The organism is Pseudomonas kairouanensis (assembly GCF_004682055.1).
In the GTDB taxonomy this organism is placed as follows: Bacteria; Pseudomonadota; Gammaproteobacteria; order Pseudomonadales; family Pseudomonadaceae; genus Aquipseudomonas; species Aquipseudomonas kairouanensis.
On the sequence record NZ_QUZU01000073.1, the window covers coordinates 1 to 18,929 of the forward strand.

Below are 18,929 nucleotides of genomic sequence, written 5' to 3' on the forward strand. Positions count from 1 at the left end.
TTTGATCGAGTGAACCTTAAAAAAACGCCCGCCTAAACTTCATCGGCGGGCGCTCGGGAGTGACCGGGGCAGCAAGGAGAGGGCTGCCCGGTGTAGGGATCGCTTGAATCAGGCCACCGGAATCAACGGGTCCGCCGCCGCCAGTGCCACCGCGCGATCAGCCGCAGGCGGGTAGATCCACACGGTGTTGATCTGGTGCTTGAGTTCCTTGGCTTCCTGGCCCACCAGTTTCAGCTGGCGGTCCCAGCCTTCGGTGAACACTGCACCCCAGGCGCCGAGGTCGAGGCAGGTGACGTACTTGGGCTGGCTGTAGGTCATCGGGGCCACGCCGATCAGGTCGGCGGCGACGTTATTGCCCGCATAGCGGCCAAGGGCGATGGCGTGCTGGCAGGACATGCCGGCAAAGTTGCCCAACGTGTCGGTGGCGGCGTAGGCCACGTCACCGGCGGCGAACACATCAGCCTGGCCTTTGACTTTGAGGTTGCCGTCCACATGCAGGCGGCCTTGTGGGTCGCGGGTGCCGCTGACTTGCTCGGTGAGCGGGGTGGCGCGAAAACCGATGGTCCAGATGACAGTGCTCGACTCAATCCGCTGCCCGTTCGCCAGGGTCACACCGCCGGCGTCCACCGACGCCACTGAGGTGTCGAGTACCCAGTCCAGGCCCAATTCCTGACTGGCTTCGATGATCGACGGGCGAATGCCATCGCCCATGGATGCAGCGATCTGCGGGCCACGGTCGACCACGACCACGCGAATGTCGACGCCATCACCCAGGGCCGCACGCAGCCGCGCTGGCATCTCGGTGGCGGTTTCAATACCGGTAAAACCGCCGCCTGCCACCACGACGGTATTGCGCGCCGCGCTGTCAGGCAGGTTTTTCAACGCCTTGATGTGGGCTTCCAGACGTGTGGCATCTTCAATCTGATCCACATCGAAAACGTGCTCGATCCCTTGCATTTGCGGGCGATTCAAACGGCTGCCGGCGGCCAGCACCAGGCGGTCGTACTTGATCGTGGTAGAGATGCCGGCCGCGTTGCGGTAGGTCACCTGCTTGCCGTTTTCATCGATGCTGTCGGCCGCGCCTTCGATAAAACTCACGCCGACCGCGTCGAACAACGGACCGAGCGGGGCCATCATGGTATGCACATCCGGCTCGTAGAACCGCGGGCGGATACGCAGTTCCGGTTGGGGGGCGAGCAGGCTGATCTGTACGTCATTGCGGTCGTGTTTATCCAGCAGCCGGGCCGCGCTCAATGCGCTCCACACACCACCGAACCCTGCGCCAATAATAAGAATGTGCTGTTTCATGGTTTGCTCCTGGAGATCTTCGTTACGTGATTGGGACTGCGTGCAGAAAGACTAACCAGGCCGCTTGGCTCAAACACTTCTACCTAGGGTCAGTGCGGGCATGCGTAAGTGTGAGGCCGCTATACCAAGGTATTAACGGCCCATCAGGCCTTCGAGGCAGACCATCAATTGGGCGCAGGAAAACGGCTTGGGAAAGAATGCAACCGGCGCCGGCAGCGTAGGGTCGAGGGTGGGCGATGGGCCGGAATAACCCGTGATGAAAATCACTGGAATGTCGATGCCTTGGGCATGCAGGGTTTCGTAAAGCTGGATACCCGACAGGCCAGGCATTTGGATATCGCTGATCAAACAGGCAGTGCTGCGCGGCCCCTCCGAGCCCAGGAACGCCTCGGCATTGGCATACAACCGAACGCTATAGCCGTTGGAGCGCAGCAGCCCATCCAATGCCATACGAACAGACTCATCATCATCGACGACGGCAATTATCTTGGTGTCAGACATTTCAATACCTGAAGGCAATCGGGCCGCACATGGAAGCAACCCGCCATTACCTCAAGATACGCCGTCCCTACCGGCAAAATACTATACGTGCGTATAGCGGGTGATGCCGTGGGCGTGGTGGCGGCCCACGGATTCAAGCCTTCGTTCGGGCATGTAGAGCCTAGGCGAGACACCGAGTGGTGGGGCAAGAGCCCTTTGGTTACTTTGGGGTCTTTTTTTTCCAAAGTGACTCGCCGTAAGGGCGAAACCTATAGCAGTCGCCACCCAAATAATGGGTATGCACACCGATAGACCGCCATCGGGGATAAGCCCCCTCCCACATTTTGATCGATGCACACCTGATATAAAGCCGTCGCCGGTCAGGCTTGTGCCTTGACCGGAATATCGAGCGCCTGGGCCATCCGCACCAGGTCAGCAAACGAGCGCGCGACCATCTTGCGCATCGCCTGCCCACGATGAATCTTCACCGTGATCTCACTCAAACCAATCTCACCGGCAATCTGCTTGTTCATCAGCCCCGACACCGCCAGCGCCATCACCGTCTGCTCACGCGGTGTAAGGGTCGCGTAGCGCGTACGCAATTGGTCATTGCCACGTTCGGACTCGCGCCGCGTCTTGTCCTTCGTGTGGGCCGCGCACACCGCGTCGATCAAGTCCTGCTCACGAAACGGCTTGGCCAAAAAATCCACCGCGCCGGCCTTCATGGCACGCACAGTCATGGCGATATCGCCGTGGCCGGTCATAAACACAATGGGCAGGTTGATCCGCGCTGCCACCAGCTCATTCTGAAAATCCAGGCCACTGCTGCCTTGCAGCCGCACATCCAGCACCAGGCAACTGGGCAGGTCGGGGCGGGGGAAGTTCATGAACTCGGCCGCCGAGCCAAACAGCTGCACTTGCAACCCCACCGAGCGCAACAGGCTGCCGAGGGATTCGCGCAACGGGCGGTCATCATCGACGATATACACCCAGGGTTCATGGCTGATAACGCGGTTCATCGGGTGCAGGTCGTTCATGGGGCGTCCTTGGCCAATAGCGGCAGTGAACAGGTGAAGGCCGTGCCGTGGCCTGGCGTGCTGGTGGCCCAGAGTCGGCCGCCATGAAAGTCGATGATCGAGCGGCAGATCGACAGGCCCATGCCCAGGCCATCGGGCTTGGTGGTGAAGAACGGTTGGAACAGCGTGAGCATCGAGGCGTCGTCGATGCCGATGCCGTGGTCGGCCACCTCCAGCAGCACGTCATTGCCCTCGACCCAGGTGCGCACTTGCAGCAGGCGTTGGCGGGGCGCGATGGTTTCCATGGCGTGGCAGGCGTTGATGACCAGGTTGATGATCACCTGTTGCAGTTGGATGCGGTCGGCGTTGATCTGTGCGTCGAGCACGTTCAACTCCACGCGGCTGCGCACCTTGTGGCGCGACAGCTCATGCTGCACCAGGCCCAGGGTTTCGTTGACGATGGCGTCCAGGGACTCGGGCTTGCGCAAAGGGTCACACTTGCGTGACAGCGCACGGATGCGGCTGATCACCTCACTGGCCCGGCAGGCGCTGGAGACGATGCGGTCCAGGGACTGGCGCGCTTCGTTGAGGTCCGGCACCGGGCGGTCGAGCCAGCGTCGGCAGGCTTCGCCACTGCTGGTAATGGCGGTCAGTGGCTGGTTGACTTCGTGGGCAATCGAGGCGGCCAATTCGCCCAGGGACGTGATGCGGGTGACATGGGCCAACTGGCTTTGGGCGTGAAACAGGGCTTCTTCAGCGCGCTTGCTGGCGGTCACGTCCATGACAGCGCCCAGGTACTCGAATCGCCCACGGGCCTCGACGGGGCTGGCGATCATATGGATATGCTTGATGCGCCCGTCGGGCATCAACAGGCGATGCTTGACCTCAATCAGCGGCGCGCGGTTCTGCGCCTTTGCAAACACTTCATGAGCCAGGTGCAGGTCGTCGGGGTGGGTGCGTTCCAGCACCATGGCCACGGTGGGTATCTGGTGAGGGGGGAATTCAAAGATGCGGGCCAGTTCCTGCGACCAGGACATCGTCTCGCTGTCGCCGCGAAAACTCACGCTGCCGGTCTGGCTCAGGCGCTGGGCACCGATCAGATAGGCCTCGTTGTGGCGCAGGCTGTCCGCCGCATATTTGCTGCGCAGCGCCAGAAAGGTAATGGCCGACAGGGCGGTGAGGCAGCGGAAGAAACCGGTGACCGCATCCCAGCGCTCATAGTTGCCGTTGTAGAGAAAGAGCGCGGTCAGCAGGGCGATGGAAAACAGCGCGACACCAATCACCACATTGATCGAAAACAGATTGGCGGCCATCAACAGCAGCGTGATGTACAGCAGGGTGGGCGCCCAATCGGTGTGGGTTTCGGAGTTGATCACCACGATGCCGCACGCCACCACCAACCCCACCACCCAGCCGAGCGCGTTGATCGCCGGTGTCGGGCTGATGCCGAATGCGGCGCGTGCCTGGGCCTGGCGTGGGTTGAACAGCAGCCTGTCCCAGAGACCGGTCAGCCATGAATGTTCGCGGCGCACACTCGCGGGAACGGTAATTTTCATGGCCTTCGGGCACTCCGTTGTTGTTGTAGAGCGTGGAGCATCGGACGCTTACTTTAAAAGCATCCGTTCGCACCGAGTAGGACACAAAACCCTGAAATCCTGCCAAGCCCTATACCCAGGTATGACGGCACTGTCCCCAGGTAGGAGAGACGCCGGGCCACGCCGCCCCTAACCTGAGGCCTCTTACGAATCTCCAAGGCCCTGGGCCGGGTGGCTGACATGATGAACAGAAATGACCTGCGTCGTGCTGACATCAACCTGTTGGTGGTGTTCGAGTCGATGATGCATGAGCGCAATGTGAGCCGCGTCGGCGAAAAACTGTTCCTCGGCCAGCCGACCATCAGCAGTGCCTTGGGCCGCCTGCGTTTGATGTTCGATGACCCGCTGTTCATCCGCGCCGGGCGCTTGATGCAGCCCACCTCCCGTGCTGAAGAGATCTTCAGCAACCTGGGACCTGCGCTGGACAGCATCGCGGCGGCGCTGAGCCGCTGCCAGGCGTTCAACCCGGCCACCAGCGAGGCGACCTTCCATATCGGCCTGTCCGATGATGTCGAGTACGCCTTGCTGCCCAGCCTGCTGCGGGGCCTGCGTATCGAGGCGCCGAACATGACCTTGGTGGTGCGCCGCGCCGACCATTGGCACATGTCCCAGTTGCTGGCCAGTGGCGAAATCTCGCTGGGCATCAGCCATACACAGGAACTGCCGGCCAACGCGCGGCGCAAAAGCCTGCGGCCGATGCGCCCGATGCTGCTGCGCGCCGATAACCGGCCGGGTGAACTGGGGCTGGAGGACTTTTGCCAACGGCCCCATGCCGTGGTGTCGTCCATGGGCAATGTGCTCGATGACAGCGACCGCGCCCTGGACCTCATCGGGCGCCAGCGCAAAGTGGTGCTCACGGTGCCGCAGTTCAGCGCCTTGCCGGTGTTGCTTGCCGACAGCGATATGCTCGCCATCGTGCCGGACTACGTGGCATACGCCATGGCGGGTGTGGGCGGGTTGCGGGCGCAGTGTGCGCCGTTGGTGTTGCCCGAGCAGGAGCTGGCGCTGGTGTGGCGTGGCACCACCCATAACGATCCGGGAGAGCGCTGGCTGCGGGCGCGGTGCAGTGTATTTCTAGGGGAGCCGCTGGTGTTGGCGGTGGCCAGTTGATGAACACGTTGCTGCTGGGCGGTGCCTTGATCCTGCTGGACCTGGCGCTTTGGCAATGCCTCGGCCCGCAAAAGCGCACCTTGCGCACAGTGTCGCGGGTGTGGGTGTTCACGCTGTTCTGCTGGGTGATGGTGGCCGCTGGCATCAGCCCTTTGCAGGCACCGCCCTGGCCCGACGATGCAGTGCTCAACCTGATGGCCACGGTGCTCGGAATCGGTTGGTGGTTATTTGCGGCCCGCACGGTAACGGTGATCCTCGGTCACGGCCTCACCGCCCGTGTTGGCCAGAGTGCGCGCCTGTTGCATGACGTGCTGGGGGCGGTGATCTTCCTGCTGGCCATCGTGGGCGCAGCGGCCTATGTGCTGCAACTGCCGGTCAAGGGCTTGCTGGCGACGTCGGGGGCCATGGCGATCATCATTGGCCTGGCGGTGCAAAGCACCCTGAGTGATGTCTTCAGCGGCATTGTGATCAACACCACCAAACCCTATCAGCTCAACGACTGGGTCAGCATCGAGGGTGTAGAAGGCAAAGTGTTGGAAATCGACTGGCGCTCCACCCACCTGCAAACCGAGACGGGCAGCGTCGCGGTGGTGCCCAACGCATTGGCGGCCAAGGCGAAGATCCTCAACCACAGCCGCTCGGGCGCAATGCATGGCGTTGCCGTTACTCTCGCAGTGCCCAGCAGCGTCGCGCCACGGCGGGTGCTGGAGGCATTGGAGAAAGCCCTGCAGGGCACCCAGGCGCTGTTGCCCACACCTGCGTCCAAGGTCTGGATCAAAAGTTCGCAGCTGGAGTTCAACGAATACGAGCTCAGGGGGTTTGTCGCCTCGCGTTCAGCCCGCAACAGTGTGCGCAACCTGATGTTCGACCTGGCCCATCGGCACCTTGAGGCGGCAGGCGTGACCTGGGGTACGAGCGTACCGGCCTGGAGCCGTCAGCGCCAATTGTTGGAGGAGGCGCGGGTGATGCGCGCCCTCAGCGTCGAGGAACGCGACCGCCTGGCTGAGGCCATGACGGCAGTGGACTTCCAGGCCAACCAGGTGCTGCTGGCCTTTGACGAAATCGCCGATGGCCTGCTGATCATTGCCACCGGCGTGGTGTCAGTGGCCATCCATGATGGTGAACGCGTGGTCGAAGCCGGGCGCATGGGCCCCGGTGAAGTGATGGGGGAGGAGGGGATTCTGGCGGATGGGCGTTCCCGTGGGCAGTTTCGCAGCCTTACCAGCGGGCGCCTGTATCGCATCGAAAAAGCCCTGTTGGGCGCGCAGTTGCAGCACAGCAGTGATCTGTTGATGGCGTTGGATAAATTGCAGCATCAGCGTGAAAGTATTCGGGAGGCCGTGGTCTTGAAGAAGCCACAGGCGATCAAAAAAACCGGGTTCCTGCGCTGGCTGCAAAACAAATAACCACCGCTGGCCCCTGCATTGGATGCAACCCATGTGGGAGGGGGCTTGCTCCCGATAGCGGTGTGTCAGTCACCTATGTATCAACTGACACGCCCTCATCGGGGGCGAGCCCCCTCCCACATTGATCTTCATGGCTTACCGGTACCGTGTCAGCGGGAGAAGCGCTCGCGGTATTCCCTGGGCGAAATCGCCAGGTGCCGGTGGAAGGTATGGCGCATCCGCTCCTCATCCCCAAAGCCGCACAGCCTGGCGATCTGGTCGATATTGCGTTCGGAGTCTTCCAGCAGTCGCCGCGCCGCTTCCATGCGGAACAACTCCACCGCCTTGGCCGGCGTGCGCCCGGTGCGTTGCTTGTAGACCCGCGCAAAATTGCGCGGGCTCATCTGCGCCTGCTGCGCCAGGCGTTCTACCGACAGGTCGGGCGCTTGCAGGTTGTCGGCAAGCCACAGGTGCAGTTCATCAAAGCCTGCGCTGTCGTCGGTCTGTGCCTGCAACAGCTGGCTGAACTGCGCCTGCCCGCCAGGGCGCTTGAGAAACACCACCAGTTCGCGGGCCACTTGCAAGGCCACGTCACGGCCGCAGTCTATTTCCACCAGGGCCAGGGCCAGGTCGATCCCGGCAGTCACTCCCGCCGAAGTCCATACGTTGCCTTGCTGGATAAAAATCGCATCCATATCCACCACGATGGCGGGGAAGCCCTGCTTGAGCATGTCGCACATGGCCCAGTGGGTGGCGGCGCGACGCCCGTCCAGCAAACCGGCCATCGCCAGCAGGAAGGTGCCGCTGCACACCGAGGCGGTACGCCCGGCGTGGGCAGATGCGATGCGCAGCCACTCCACCAGCTCGGTGTTGGCCGCCATGGCCTGTTGGATGGCCGGCGCGCCGGGGACGATCAGGGTGTCGATGGCGTTATCGCCGAACAAGCCCAACTGCACCGTGTGCACGCTCAAGCCTTCGGCGGTCTGCATCAACCCACCGGCCAGGCTCGCCGTGTGCATCACATAGCCGGGCAAACCGCGCTCGGCCATGGCCTTGGTGGCGGCCCAGAACACGGTCTGGGCGCCGGTCAGGTCCAGCAGGCCCATCTGCGGATAGGCCAAGAACACCAACGTGCGCGGCTGGCCCAGCGCGGCGACAGGCGTCATGCGCTGGCCAGCAGTTTTTCCAGCTTTTCCTGGTCGCGCGCGAATTGGCGAATGCCTTCGGCGAGTTTCTCGGTGGCCATGGCGTCTTCGTTGGAGGCCCAACGGAACTGCGCTTCGGTCAACGACTGGCGGGCTTCACCCGCCGTGCCCGGACGCAATTTACGCTCAAGAGTGCCATGGTCTTCGGCGAGTTTTTGCAGCAGGTCCGGGCTGATGGTCAGGCGGTCGCATCCGGCCAGTTGTTCGATCTGGCTGAGGGTGCGGAAGCTGGCGCCCATCACCACGGTGGGGATGTTGTTGGCCTTGTAGTAGTTGTAGATGCGCGTCACCGACTGCACGCCTGGGTCGTCGACACCGGTGTAGTCCTGGCCGGTGCTCTTGCGGTACCAGTCGTAGATACGGCCCACGAACGGCGAGATCAGGAACACCCCGGCATCGGCGCAGGCCACGGCTTGGGCGAAGGAGAACAGCAGGGTGAGGTTGGTCTGGATGCCGGCTTTTTCCAGGCGTTCGGCGGTGCGGATGCCTTCCCAGGTGGAGGCCAGCTTGATCAGCACGCGGTCGCGGCTGACACCGGCCTGGTCGTACAGGGCGATCAACTGGTTGGCCTTGGCCCACAGTGCCTCTTCATCAAACGACAAGCGTGCGTCGACTTCAGTGGAGATGCGCCCCGGAATCACCTTGAGAATCCCCGCGCCGACCGACACCGCGAAGTGGTCGCAGGCCAGGTCCACATCACCCTTGGCGTGGGCCACGGCGCTGCGCAACAGGTCGGCGTATTCGGGGATGGCGGCGGCCTTGAGCAGCAGCGACGGGTTGGTGGTGGCGTCCACCGGGCGTAGGCGGCTGATGGCTTCCAGGTCGCCGGTGTCGCAGACCACGGTGGTGAATTGCTTGAGTTGTTCGAGCTTGGACGTCATGAGCGGTGGTCTCCAAAAGGGGTTAGTGGTTCAGGGCCTGCGCGGTATCCAGGTCGGTGATCAGGATGTCCAGGTAGCCGCCCTTGAGCGCGCCGCGAATCGCCTGGACCTTGTTCAGCCCGCCGGCCAGGCCGAGCACGCGGTGGATGGCGCGCAGCTTGGGCAGCGCCACCGACACCACGAATTCTTCATCTTCTTCCAGTACCGGCGTGCCCTGGGCATCGAAGTAGCGCAGGCAGATATCACCTACCGCGCCGCGTTCGGCCAGCAGGCGCAGCATGTCTTCGGTGTAGTAGTTGCCGCTGTTGCGCAGCAGTTGCGAGGGCTCCAGGTCGCCGATGCCGACAATCGCCAGGGTGATGCTGTCAAAGCGTTGCAGCACCTCCTTGACCTCTTCCATTTGCACGATGCGCTGCTTGCTCTCTACCGACTGCTCGATGCTTTGCGAGGGCAGCAGGTAGGCCGGGCAGTTGAGCAGGGTGGCCAGGCGCTGGGTGAGCAGGGTGGCTTCGAACGCGCCCTTGTTGCCGACGCCGCCCAGCAGTTGCACCACTTCTTCGGCGCCTTGCTTGCCCGGCTGCACATGCAGGTGGCCAACCATGGCGCGAATGGTGCTGCTCCACGATGAAATGCCGATGTGATCCTGGGGCGACAGGCTGGTTTCCAGGTAGTGGGCGGCCGCCGAGCCGATGGCCTGCTTGATGCTTTCGTCATTGCCGGGCTCGGTGGCTTCCACCACGATCACCCGGCGCACGCCGTAGCGGCGCTGCAATTGGCTTTCCAGTTCCAGGTGCAGGCCTTGCAGGCGCATCACGCTGATCTTCACCACGCCGTCTTGCAGCGCCCGGCGCAGGGCGCGGCTGATAAACGACTGGGAGAGGTCCAGTTGCGTGGAAATCTCGGACTGCTTGAGCCCTTCTTCGTAATAGAGGCTCGCGATCTTGGTGATCAGGCGCTGTTCTTCGATCTGGCTCATGAAGGCCTCAGTAGATGTTTCAATGTCGGTGAGGATACCAAACCCTTACGACATGATCAGGCCGCCGTCGATATTGATCGCCTGCCCGGTGAGGTAGGCCGCATCGTCGGAGGCCAAAAATGCCACCAAACCCGCCACATCCGAGGGTTTGCCGGCGCGGCGCAGGGGGATGTTCTTGACCCATTCGGCCATCAATTCACCTTTGCCGTAGCGTTTTTCGTCGGTGCTGAGGATCTCGCCCCAGACGCGGTCGTTGTAGTCCCACATCTCGCTTTCGATGATGCCGGGGCAAAACGCGTTGACTGTGATGTTATGCCGCGCCAGTTCCAGCGCCAGGCTCTGGGTGATGCCGATCACGCCCATCTTGCTGGCGGCGTAGTGCGGCGTATAGATAAAACCCTGGCGGCCCTGGCCGGACGAGGTGTTGATCAGCCGCCCGCTGCCTTGCTTGACCATGTACTTGGCCGCTTCGCGGCAACCCAGCCAGACGCCGGTGGTGTTGACTTGCAGCACCTTGTCGAAGTCGGCGCGGGGCATTTTGTCGTAATGGTCGATGGTGATGATGCCCGCGTTCTGCACCGATACGTCGATGCTGCCAAAGCGTGCATGGCCTTCGCGGTAGAGCTTGGCGATGTCGTCTTCGTTCGTGACGTCGATGCCCAGGGCGAGGGTGTCGACGCTGTATTCCTTGGCGAGTTGCTCGGCGGTGAAGGTCACGCGCTCCACATCATTGGAGGCCAGGACCAGGTTGGCGCCTTCTTGGGCGAAGCGCTCGGCAATGCCGGCGCCGATGCCACGGCAGGCGCCGGTGATGACGATGGTTTTACCGCTGAAACGTTGCGACATGAGAGTGGGCTCCAAGGCTTACCAGCAAACGAAACCGCCATCGACCAACAGGTCGACACCGGTGCAGAACGACGACGCCTGGCTCACCAGGAAAATCGCCGGTCCGACCATTTCTTCCACGCTGGCCATGCGGCCCATGGGCGTGGTCTGTTCAAAGATCTTCACCTGGTCGGCGACTTCCGGGCGCGAGTTCATTGGCGTTGCGGTGTAGCCGGGGCTGATGCAGTTGACCCGCAGGCCCTTGTCGGCCCATTCCATCGCCAGGCTTTTGCTCAGGTGGATCACCCCGGCCTTGGAGGTGTTGTAGTGCGCTTGCAGCAGGCCACGGTTGACGATGCTGCCGGACATGGAGGCGATATTGACGATGGCGCCTTTGCCACGAGGCAGCATCACGGCGGCCTGGGCCTGGCAGCTGAGGAAAATCCCGGTGAGGTTGATGTCCAGGGTGGTCTGCCAGCGTTGCAGTTCCAGGTCTTCGGCGGCCTGGGCATTGGCGATGCCGGCGCAGTTGACCGCCACGCTGAGTTCGCCGAGTTCTTGTTCGGTGCGTGCTACGGCGGCATCCAGGGCGGCGCGTTCGGTGACGGTGCCGCTGAGGGCGAGGGCGCGACGGCCGAGGGCCTGGATGCGTTCGACGGTGCTGCTGATGCCTGGGCTGTTGGGTAAATCAAAGCACGCCACATCGGCACCGGCTTCGGCCAGGCCCACGGCGATGGCTTGGCCGATGCCGCTGCCGGCACCGGTGACAAAGGCGACTTGGCCCTGAAGACTAAAAAGTTGCATGAATAACTCCGTAATTTGAAATCACACTGAACCCCTGTGGGAGGGGGCTTGCTCCCGATAGCGGTGTATCAGTCATACAGTTTTCAACTGACCCACCGCTATCGGGAGCAAGCCCCCTCCCACATTGGATCTTCATTGTTTGTGAGGGCAGGGCAGTCAGGCAGTAGCCATCTCCATCACCGACACCGGCGTCGCTTCACCGCGCTCCAGAATCCCCATCTGCCGCCCCCGGCTCATGACCATCACGCGGTGCGACAACCCGAGCACTTCATCCAGGTCCGAACTCACCACAATCACCGCCATACCCTTGGCCGCCAGGTCCGCGATCACTTCGTAGATCGCCGCCCGTGCGCCCACGTCGATGCCCCGTGTCGGCTCGTCGAGGATGAACACCTTGGGGTTGCGCGCCAGCCATTTGGCAATGATCACTTTTTGTTGGTTACCGCCGGACAGGCTGGAGATCCGCGATTGCGGCGCCCCTTTCACACCCAACCGCGCCACCGCCGTGCGGGCGAATTCGTGCAGGGCGGCAGGCAGCACCCAGCCGCGTTTTTCCAGCAGGTCGGTGTTGCCGTAAATCAGGTTGTCTTCGATGCGGTGCTCCACCACCACGCCTTGCTGCTTGCGGTCTTCGGGCACCAACACCACACCGGCCTGGATCGCCTCGAAGGGCGAGCGCAGCTGGCGCACTTCGCCGTCCAGCAGCATGTGCCCCTGGATGTCCTGGGCGGCACCGGCGATGGTGCGTACCAGCTCGGTGCGCCCGGCGCCGACCACCCCGGCAATGCCGAACACTTCACCGGCGCGCACGCTGAAGTCGATGCCGTGCAGGGCCAGTTCGCGGCAGCGCAAGTCCTTGACCTGCAACATCACGCGCTCCTGGGGTGGCTGCAACGCCGGGAAGATTCGCTCAAGGCTGCGCCCGACCATTTGCTCCACCAGCTCGCGCACCGGCACCTGGGCCGTAGCGTGCAGGGCCACCTGTTGGCCGTCGCGCAGCACCAACACGCGGTCGGCGATGCGGGCGATTTCTTCCAGGCGATGGCTGATATAGATAAACGACACGCCCTCGGCCTTGAGCCGTTCCACCTGCTTGAACAGCAACTCGGTCTCTTCGCCACCCAATGCGGCGGTGGGTTCGTCGAGAATCAGCAGGCTGGCCTTGAGGGTCAGGGCCTTGGCGATTTCCACCAGTTGCTGGGCCGCCACGCTCAGGCCTTCGACCTTGCGTGAGGCGGGCACTTTGAGCCCCAGGCGTTCCAGTTGGATCTGCGCCTGGGCCTCCATGTACTCGCGGTCCACCTTCCCATAACGCATGGGTAGGCGACCGACGAAGATGTTCTCGGCGATCGACAATTGCGGCAGCAGGCGGATTTCCTGGTGGATCAGGCCGATACCCGCGCCCAGTGCCGCCCCCGGCGAACTCGGCGCGTAGGGCTGGCCCTGCCAGGTCATGCTGCCCCCGGCTTCGGGTTGTACCAGGCCTGCGATGATCGACGACAGGGTGGATTTACCCGCGCCGTTCTCGCCCAGCAAGGCCAATACTTCGCCGGGGCGGATATCCACGTTCACCTGGGACAACACCTGCACCGGCCCGTAGGCCTTGCTGATATTGCGCAGGCACAACACCGCATCCACGGTGTTATCCGAAGCTGCTGCGTGCATGACGACCTCCAAGGCTTACGGGTGCTGTTGCAGGAACGGCGCGACGTTTTCTTTGGTGGTCAGCACGGTGGGCAGCAGTTGTTCCTTGGGCACGGCTTTACCGGCTTTGAGGTCAATGGCCGACGCCACGGCCAGGCGGCCCATCTTCTGGGTCTGCTGGGTCATGGTCGCGTTCAGCACGCCACTTTCCACAGCCTTGAGCCCGGCGACGTCACCGTCAAAACCTACGACGACGACCTTGTGATCGAGGTTGCCCACCTTCACCGCCTGGGCGGCGCCGAGGGCCATGGCATCGGCACGGCCGAAGAATACGGTGATGTTCGGGTCACGCTGGAGCAGGTCCTGGGCTACGGCAAAGCCTTTGTCCTGGGCCCATTCGGCAGGTTGCTGAGCCACCACTTTGAGGTCCGGGAAGGCTTTGAGGCCTTCTTCGAAGCCTTTGGCACGGTCGTTTTCCGGCGTGGTGCCGAGTTGGCCTTGCAGGATCGCGATGCGGCCCTTGCCTTCGGTGACCTTGCCCACGTATTCGGCCAGGGTCTTGGCGCCCGCCACGCTGTCGCTGGCAATAAAGGTATCGCCCGGTGCGTCGGGGGCGTTGCGGTCTACGGCGATCACCGGGATACCGGCGGCTTTGGCAGCTTTTACCGGCACACCGGCAGCGGTAGCGCCCGCAGGGATGTAGATCAGCACGTCGATCTGGCGGGTGATCAGGTCTTCAATCTGGCTGACCTGGGTGGACGAGTTGCCCTGGGCGTCCACGGTGATCACCTTGATCCCCTTGGCCTTGCCCTCGGCTTCCACCGATTGCTTGATCTGGTTGAAGAAGTCGGCCTGCAGGTTGGCCACGGCCAGGCCGATGGTCAGGTCCTTGGCCCAGGTGGTACCGGCAGTGGTAAGGGCGGCGGCGGCGAGTGCGGTGGCCAACAGCAGTTTCTTGGGGCTGAACATGTCGGGTGACTCCTGGTTTTATTGTTGGAGGGTGTCAACGGTCGAACAGGTTTAACGGGCAGTACTGGAACGGCGACGCAGGGTGTCGATGGTCACCGCGAGGGCGATGACCACGCCGATCACCACTTGTTGGATAAAGGGCGAGACGCCCAGCAGGTTCAGGCCATTGCGCAACACGCCAATGATCAGCACGCCCACCAGGGTGCCGCCGATGCTGCCGACGCCACCGTTAAGGCTGGCGCCACCGATCACCACGGCGGCGATGGCGTCCAGTTCCAGGCTCAGGCCGGCGCTGGGTTGGGACGAGTCGAGGCGCGCGGCCAGGGTTACGGCGGCGATACCGGCGAGGGCGCCGCTGATGGCGTAGACCCACAGGGTGATCGCCCGCACCTTGATACCCGACAGGCGCGCCACTTCCGGGCTGCCGCCCATGGCATACAGGTTGCGGCCACCGGCACGAAAGCGCAGGAACACCCAGGCCACCAGCAGCATCACCAAAAACAAGCCGACGGTGGCCGAGAGGAAACCGAAGTGGCGCACCGTGGCCAGGCTGGTGAACCAGTCCGGGTAGCCGACGATCTGCCGGCCTTCGGTGAGGATATTCGCCAGGCCACGGGCCACCGACATCATGGTTAGCGTGGCAATAAACGGCGGCAACTTGGCGTAGGTGATCAACGCGCCGGACACCAGCCCGGCGAGCATGCCGGTGGCAATCGAGATTGGGATCGCAAAGCCCAGCGGCACCGCCTGATCCTGGTAGAGCCAGCCGAGCATCATCATCGAGAACGCCAGCACCGAGCCCACAGAGAGGTCGATACCGCCGATGACGATCACCGCTGTCATGCCAATGGCGAGGATGCCCAGCACCGTGACCTGATCAAGAATGTTCAGGCCATTGCGCAAGGAAAAGAAGAATTCGGAACTGAAGGAGAAAACCAGCACCAGCAGCACGAGGCCGATCAGTGGGCCGCCGATATTGCTGGGGAGCAGTTTCACCAGCCGTGGGCGGTGGGGCGGCTTGAGTTCGGCCGGGTGCTGGACAATAGCTTTGGCGTCCACAGTGTTCTCCTGATTTATTTTTTTTGGAGTGCTTTCAGGGCGCTTGAATATTTATGCGTGCCTGACTGTTAATTCAGATTCCAGTGCCACCGTGGCAATGTCAAGTGCTTAATTTTTTATGTGGGCCTCTAGACCGCTGCTTTCATAGCACGCAAAGCCACGGGATAGATAAGCGCGCGTGGGATTTTGGCCGTCTGTCCGAGGGATATTTTTGATTTTTCTGCCGTTCGCTCACTTGACCTGCTGAACGTTCGGCGTCTAAATAGAAATATACTGTCACGGCTGAATAAATATTCAAAACAGCCTTGGACACTTTCACCCCGCGTGGTCAGCCTCAAAGGAGCCGCTGCATGAATGCCTTCCAGTACGACGCCCACCAGATCAAAGAACAGGCCCGCCTGATCCGGCGCCACGTTATCCGCCTGAATGCCGACTCACCGGCCGGCGGCCACACCGGGGCCGACCTGTCGGAAACCGACATCCTCGCCACCCTGTACTTCCGCATCCTCAATGCCGGCCCGGAACGCACCCAAGACCCGGAGCGCGACATCTACATCCAGAGCAAGGGCCACGGTGTCGGCGGTTTGTACTGCTGCCTGGCGCAGGCGGGCTACATTCCTGTGGATTGGCTGCCGACCTATCAGCACTTCAATTCCCACTTGCCCGGCCACCCGGTGCGCCAGAAAACCCCCGGTATCGAACTCAACACCGGCGCCCTCGGCCACGGTTTGCCGGTGGCGGTGGGGTTGGCGTTGGCGGCGAAGATGTCGGGCAGCAACAAACGCATCTATGTGCTGACCGGTGACGGTGAACTGGCCGAAGGCTCCAACTGGGAAGCGGCGATGGCCGCCGCCAAGTACGGCCTGGATAACCTGTTTGTGATCGTCGACAAGAACAAGCTGCAACTGGCCGGGCTGACTGCCGAGATCATGCCGCTGGACCCGCTGGACGTGAAATGGGCCGCCTTTGGCTTCACCGTCAGTGAGTGCGACGGCAACGATGTGGGCCAGTTGATCGAAAGCCTGGAAACCATGCAGACCCGCAAGGGCGCACCCCAGGTGCTGATCGCCCACACCATCAAAGGCAAGGGCGTGTCGTTTATCGAGGCCCGTCCCGAGTGGCACCACCGCGTGCCCAAGGGTGATGAAATCAACGCAGCACTGGAGGAGTTGAATCATGACGAGTGAACATTTGGCGAGTGTCATGGTGGAAGGCTTTATCGCCGCCGTTGACGCCGGGCTCGACGTGGTGCCCGTGGTCAGCGACTCCACCTCCACGGCCAAGATCGGCCCGTTTGCCCAGCGCTTTCCCGAGCGCCTGATCAACGTGGGGATTGCCGAGCAGTCCCTGGTCAGCGTTGCTGCTGGCCTGGCCCTGGGCGGCAAGATTTCGGTCACCTGCAACGCGGCGCCGTTTTTGATTTCGCGGGCCAACGAGCAGATCAAGGTGGACGTCTGCTACAACCAGGCCAACGTGAAAATGTTCGGCCTCAATGCCGGTGCCAGCTACGGCCCCTTGGCCAGCACCCACCACAGCCTCGACGATATTTCGGTGATGCGCGGTTTTGGCAATGTGCAGATCTTCGCCCCGGCCGATGCGCTCGAATGTCGGCAGATCGTCCATTACGCGTTGCGCCACGAAGGCCCGGTGTATATCCGTCTCGACGGTAAAGCCTTGCCCGATGTGCATGGCGCCGACTATCAATTCAGCCCAGGCCAGGTGGATATCCTGCGCCAGGGTGCACACGTCAGCATCGTGGCCCTCGGTTCGGTGGTGCATGAGGCGGTGGACGCGGCGGCGTTGCTGGCAGAGCAGGGCATTGAGGCCCAGGTGATCAACCTGTCGTCGATCCGCCCACTGCAGCGCGACGTGTTGCGTGACGCGCTCGGCGGTACGCGTGCCGTGATCACCGTTGAGGAGCACAACATCAACGGCGGCGTGGGCAGCCTGGTGGCCGAAGTGCTGGCCGAAGCCGGGTTGGGCATCCCGCTGGTGCGCCTGGGGATTGGCGATGGCGAATACGCCGCCGCTGGTGCCCGCGAACCGACCCGCGCCTTGCATAACATCGACGCGGCTGGGATCGTGGCGGCTGCCACTCGGTTGCGGTGAATTCAATGACTAACAACACTCCGCTGATCCTGGCGATAGACGAAGGCACCAGCAACGCCAAGGCGGTGCTGGTCAACGAGCTCGGGCAGGTGATCGCCCGGGGTTCGCGGCCGTTGAGCATCAGCCACCCGCAGCCTGGGTTTTCCGAACAGGACCCGCTGCTGATCTGGCAGAACACCCTGGCGGCGATTGAAGACTGCCTGGCCCAGGTGGACCGGCCTATCACCGCGCTTGCCATCAGCAACCAGCGCGAATCGGTGGTGGCCTGGGACCGGCGCAGCGGCGAGCCGTTGTCGCCGTGCATCAGTTGGCAGTGCCGACGCTCCACGGCGTTGTGCAGCCAGTTGCATGAGCAGGGGCATGAGGCCGTCATCCTGGAAAAGACCGGGCTGGCCCTGGACCCGATGTTTTCTGCCGGTAAATTCCGCTGGATTCTCGATAACCTCGAAAACGGCCATGCCCGTGCGGCAGCCGGTGAAATCTGCCTGGGCACCGTTGATAGCTGGCTGTTGTGGAAGCTGAGCGGCGGCCAGGTGTTTGCCACCGACTCTTCCAACGCGGCGCGCACGCAGTTGTTCAACCTGCACACCTGCGCGTGGGACGCTGAACTGCTGGATCTGTTCGGCATTCCACTGGCCGCATTGGCACCGATCCAGCCGAGCGCCGGTTTCTTTGCTGAGACCGCCGCGGTCGGTGGGTTGCCCGCCGGCATCCCGGTGATGTCGATGATCGGCGACTCCCACGCCGCACTTTATGGTCAGGGCGGTTTTGCGCCGGGGCTGGTCAAGGCCACGCTCGGCACCGGCTCGTCACTGATGACTCCCATGGCCGGGCCGATTGCCTCCACCCATGGCCTGTCCACCACCTTGGCCTGGCATGACGGCGAGCAACCGACCTTTGGTATGGAAGGCAACATCGTCCACACCGGCGCGGCCGTGCAGTGGGCTTCGCGTTTGGGGGCGGGGGAGTCCCTGGATGCCTTGACCGAACAGGCTGCGCAGTTGCCGGACAACGGTGGCGTGTACTTTGTACCGGCGTTGTCCGGCCTGGGCGCGCCGCATTGGAAAGCCGATGCGCGGGGCTTGATCTGCGGGCTCACCGAAGCCACCTCGGGTGCGCATATCTTGCGCGCTGCGCTGGAGTCCATCGGCTACCAGATTCGCGATGTGTTCGAGGCGATGCAGCAAGACATCGGCAGCCCGTTAAAGGAGTTGTGGGTAGATGGCGGCGCCACGCGCAATCGCTGGTTGATGCAGTTTTTGGCCAACCTGCTGCAACGTCCGGTGGTGCGCAGCCTGTCGCCGGAGGTGTCGGCGCTGGGTGCGGCGCACCTGGCCGGGCGGGCGTTGGGGGTGTGGGCCAGTGATGCTGCATTGGGCGCGCTGGAACGTCAGCGTGAGCGGTTTGAACCGCAGGATGACCCGGCGATGATCAGCCGTTATGCCGAATGGAAAAAGGCCCTCAGCCGCACACTGCTCTAAAAACTGGTGAAGGTCTAAATGTGGGAGGGGGCTTGCTCCCGATGGCGGTGGATCAGTCAGCTCATCTGTACCTGACCCACCG

General features: G+C 62.7%; 17 protein-coding genes. 5 read left to right on the forward strand and 12 right to left on the reverse strand.

Annotated elements, in window-relative coordinates; genetic code table 11:
- Nucleotides 1–108: 108 nt before the first annotated feature.
- From DYL59_RS30030 to DYL59_RS30050, 4 genes are all read right to left on the reverse strand, one after another.
- On the reverse strand, nucleotides 109–1,308 hold the full coding sequence (locus DYL59_RS30030; RefSeq protein WP_135292419.1) for an NAD(P)/FAD-dependent oxidoreductase: 1,200 nt from the start codon (nucleotides 1,306–1,308) through the stop codon (nucleotides 109–111).
- Between the two features lie 132 nt (nucleotides 1,309–1,440).
- A complete protein-coding gene (locus DYL59_RS30035) occupies nucleotides 1,441–1,809 on the reverse strand; it encodes a response regulator transcription factor (protein ID WP_135292420.1) in 369 nt (122 codons plus the stop codon).
- 359 nt (nucleotides 1,810–2,168) lie between these two features.
- Nucleotides 2,169–2,825: a response regulator transcription factor gene (locus tag DYL59_RS30045; RefSeq protein WP_135292422.1), complete on the reverse strand. Its 657-nt coding sequence runs from the start codon at nucleotides 2,823–2,825 to the stop codon at nucleotides 2,169–2,171.
- Nucleotides 2,822–4,360 carry a sensor histidine kinase gene (locus tag DYL59_RS30050; protein ID WP_135292423.1) on the reverse strand — a complete coding sequence of 513 codons (1,539 nt, stop codon included), beginning with the start codon at nucleotides 4,358–4,360 and terminating at the stop codon, nucleotides 2,822–2,824. Before DYL59_RS30050 ends, DYL59_RS30045 begins: the two co-directional genes overlap by 4 nt.
- A 219-nt stretch (nucleotides 4,361–4,579) precedes the next feature.
- Between DYL59_RS30050 and DYL59_RS30055 the strand changes: the two genes are divergently transcribed.
- Nucleotides 4,580–5,509 carry a LysR family transcriptional regulator gene (locus DYL59_RS30055; RefSeq protein ID WP_135292424.1) on the forward strand — a complete coding sequence of 310 codons (930 nt, stop codon included), beginning with the start codon at nucleotides 4,580–4,582 and terminating at the stop codon, nucleotides 5,507–5,509.
- Complete coding sequence (locus DYL59_RS30060; protein ID WP_135292425.1) at nucleotides 5,509–6,915, forward strand: mechanosensitive ion channel family protein; 1,407 nt, start codon at nucleotides 5,509–5,511, stop codon at nucleotides 6,913–6,915. The genes DYL59_RS30055 and DYL59_RS30060 overlap by 1 nt, the downstream gene beginning before the upstream one ends.
- A gap of 149 nt (nucleotides 6,916–7,064) precedes the next feature.
- Here DYL59_RS30060 and DYL59_RS30065 read toward each other — a convergent pair whose 3' ends face one another.
- The 8 genes from DYL59_RS30065 to DYL59_RS30100 all read right to left on the reverse strand — a co-directional run bounded on the left by DYL59_RS30065 (nucleotide 7,065) and on the right by DYL59_RS30100 (nucleotide 15,257).
- Nucleotides 7,065–8,060 (reverse strand): GlxA family transcriptional regulator, encoded by a 996-nt coding sequence (locus DYL59_RS30065; RefSeq protein WP_135292426.1) that lies wholly within the window; start codon nucleotides 8,058–8,060, stop codon nucleotides 7,065–7,067.
- Nucleotides 8,057–8,980: a transaldolase gene (gene tal / locus DYL59_RS30070; protein ID WP_135292427.1), complete on the reverse strand. Its 924-nt coding sequence runs from the start codon at nucleotides 8,978–8,980 to the stop codon at nucleotides 8,057–8,059. The genes DYL59_RS30065 and tal overlap by 4 nt, the downstream gene beginning before the upstream one ends.
- A 22-nt stretch (nucleotides 8,981–9,002) precedes the next feature.
- Nucleotides 9,003–9,956 carry a sugar-binding transcriptional regulator gene (locus DYL59_RS30075; RefSeq protein ID WP_135292428.1) on the reverse strand — a complete coding sequence of 318 codons (954 nt, stop codon included), beginning with the start codon at nucleotides 9,954–9,956 and terminating at the stop codon, nucleotides 9,003–9,005.
- 45 nt (nucleotides 9,957–10,001) lie between these two features.
- Nucleotides 10,002–10,802, reverse strand: coding sequence for an SDR family oxidoreductase (locus DYL59_RS30080; RefSeq protein WP_135292429.1), 801 nt, complete (start codon nucleotides 10,800–10,802; stop codon nucleotides 10,002–10,004).
- A gap of 18 nt (nucleotides 10,803–10,820) precedes the next feature.
- On the reverse strand, nucleotides 10,821–11,600 hold the full coding sequence (locus DYL59_RS30085) for an SDR family oxidoreductase (RefSeq protein ID WP_337678429.1): 780 nt from the start codon (nucleotides 11,598–11,600) through the stop codon (nucleotides 10,821–10,823).
- Between the two features lie 141 nt (nucleotides 11,601–11,741).
- Complete coding sequence (locus tag DYL59_RS30090) at nucleotides 11,742–13,250, reverse strand: sugar ABC transporter ATP-binding protein (protein WP_135292431.1); 1,509 nt, start codon at nucleotides 13,248–13,250, stop codon at nucleotides 11,742–11,744.
- Nucleotides 13,251–13,265: 15 nt separating this feature from the next.
- Nucleotides 13,266–14,198: a sugar ABC transporter substrate-binding protein gene (locus tag DYL59_RS30095; RefSeq protein WP_135292432.1), complete on the reverse strand. Its 933-nt coding sequence runs from the start codon at nucleotides 14,196–14,198 to the stop codon at nucleotides 13,266–13,268.
- 51 nt (nucleotides 14,199–14,249) lie between these two features.
- Entirely contained in the window at nucleotides 14,250–15,257 is a 1,008-nt protein-coding gene (locus DYL59_RS30100; protein ID WP_122489679.1) for an ABC transporter permease, read from the reverse strand.
- Nucleotides 15,258–15,607: 350 nt separating this feature from the next.
- Here DYL59_RS30100 and DYL59_RS30105 point away from each other — a divergent pair, with 350 nt between their 5' ends.
- From DYL59_RS30105 to DYL59_RS30115, 3 genes are read left to right on the forward strand one after another with little or no spacing between them, the layout of a single operon-like run.
- A complete protein-coding gene (locus tag DYL59_RS30105) occupies nucleotides 15,608–16,444 on the forward strand; it encodes a transketolase (protein ID WP_135292433.1) in 837 nt (278 codons plus the stop codon).
- Nucleotides 16,434–17,366: a transketolase family protein gene (locus tag DYL59_RS30110; RefSeq protein WP_135292434.1), complete on the forward strand. Its 933-nt coding sequence runs from the start codon at nucleotides 16,434–16,436 to the stop codon at nucleotides 17,364–17,366. Before DYL59_RS30105 ends, DYL59_RS30110 begins: the two co-directional genes overlap by 11 nt.
- A 5-nt stretch (nucleotides 17,367–17,371) precedes the next feature.
- On the forward strand, nucleotides 17,372–18,847 hold the full coding sequence (locus tag DYL59_RS30115) for an FGGY family carbohydrate kinase (protein ID WP_135292435.1): 1,476 nt from the start codon (nucleotides 17,372–17,374) through the stop codon (nucleotides 18,845–18,847).
- Nucleotides 18,848–18,929 lie beyond the last annotated feature (82 nt).

Bases quoted from the DNA above. Each gene is read 5' to 3' on its own strand.
- DYL59_RS30030 (WP_135292419.1), bottom strand. From the start codon at position 1,308: ATGAAACAGCACATTCTTATTATTGGCGCAGGGTTCGGTGGTGTGTGG.
- DYL59_RS30035 (WP_135292420.1), bottom strand. From the start codon at position 1,809: ATGTCTGACACCAAGATAATTGCCGTCGTCGATGATGATGAGTCTGTT.
- DYL59_RS30045 (WP_135292422.1), bottom strand. From the start codon at position 2,825: ATGAACGACCTGCACCCGATGAACCGCGTTATCAGCCATGAACCCTGG.
- DYL59_RS30050 (WP_135292423.1), bottom strand. From the start codon at position 4,360: ATGAAAATTACCGTTCCCGCGAGTGTGCGCCGCGAACATTCATGGCTG.
- DYL59_RS30055 (WP_135292424.1), top strand. From the start codon at position 4,580: ATGATGAACAGAAATGACCTGCGTCGTGCTGACATCAACCTGTTGGTG.
- DYL59_RS30060 (WP_135292425.1), top strand. From the start codon at position 5,509: ATGAACACGTTGCTGCTGGGCGGTGCCTTGATCCTGCTGGACCTGGCG.
- DYL59_RS30065 (WP_135292426.1), bottom strand. From the start codon at position 8,060: ATGACGCCTGTCGCCGCGCTGGGCCAGCCGCGCACGTTGGTGTTCTTG.
- tal (WP_135292427.1), bottom strand. From the start codon at position 8,980: ATGACGTCCAAGCTCGAACAACTCAAGCAATTCACCACCGTGGTCTGC.
- DYL59_RS30075 (WP_135292428.1), bottom strand. From the start codon at position 9,956: ATGAGCCAGATCGAAGAACAGCGCCTGATCACCAAGATCGCGAGCCTC.
- DYL59_RS30080 (WP_135292429.1), bottom strand. From the start codon at position 10,802: ATGTCGCAACGTTTCAGCGGTAAAACCATCGTCATCACCGGCGCCTGC.
- DYL59_RS30090 (WP_135292431.1), bottom strand. From the start codon at position 13,250: ATGCACGCAGCAGCTTCGGATAACACCGTGGATGCGGTGTTGTGCCTG.
- DYL59_RS30095 (WP_135292432.1), bottom strand. From the start codon at position 14,198: ATGTTCAGCCCCAAGAAACTGCTGTTGGCCACCGCACTCGCCGCCGCC.
- DYL59_RS30105 (WP_135292433.1), top strand. From the start codon at position 15,608: ATGAATGCCTTCCAGTACGACGCCCACCAGATCAAAGAACAGGCCCGC.
- DYL59_RS30110 (WP_135292434.1), top strand. From the start codon at position 16,434: ATGACGAGTGAACATTTGGCGAGTGTCATGGTGGAAGGCTTTATCGCC.
- DYL59_RS30115 (WP_135292435.1), top strand. From the start codon at position 17,372: ATGACTAACAACACTCCGCTGATCCTGGCGATAGACGAAGGCACCAGC.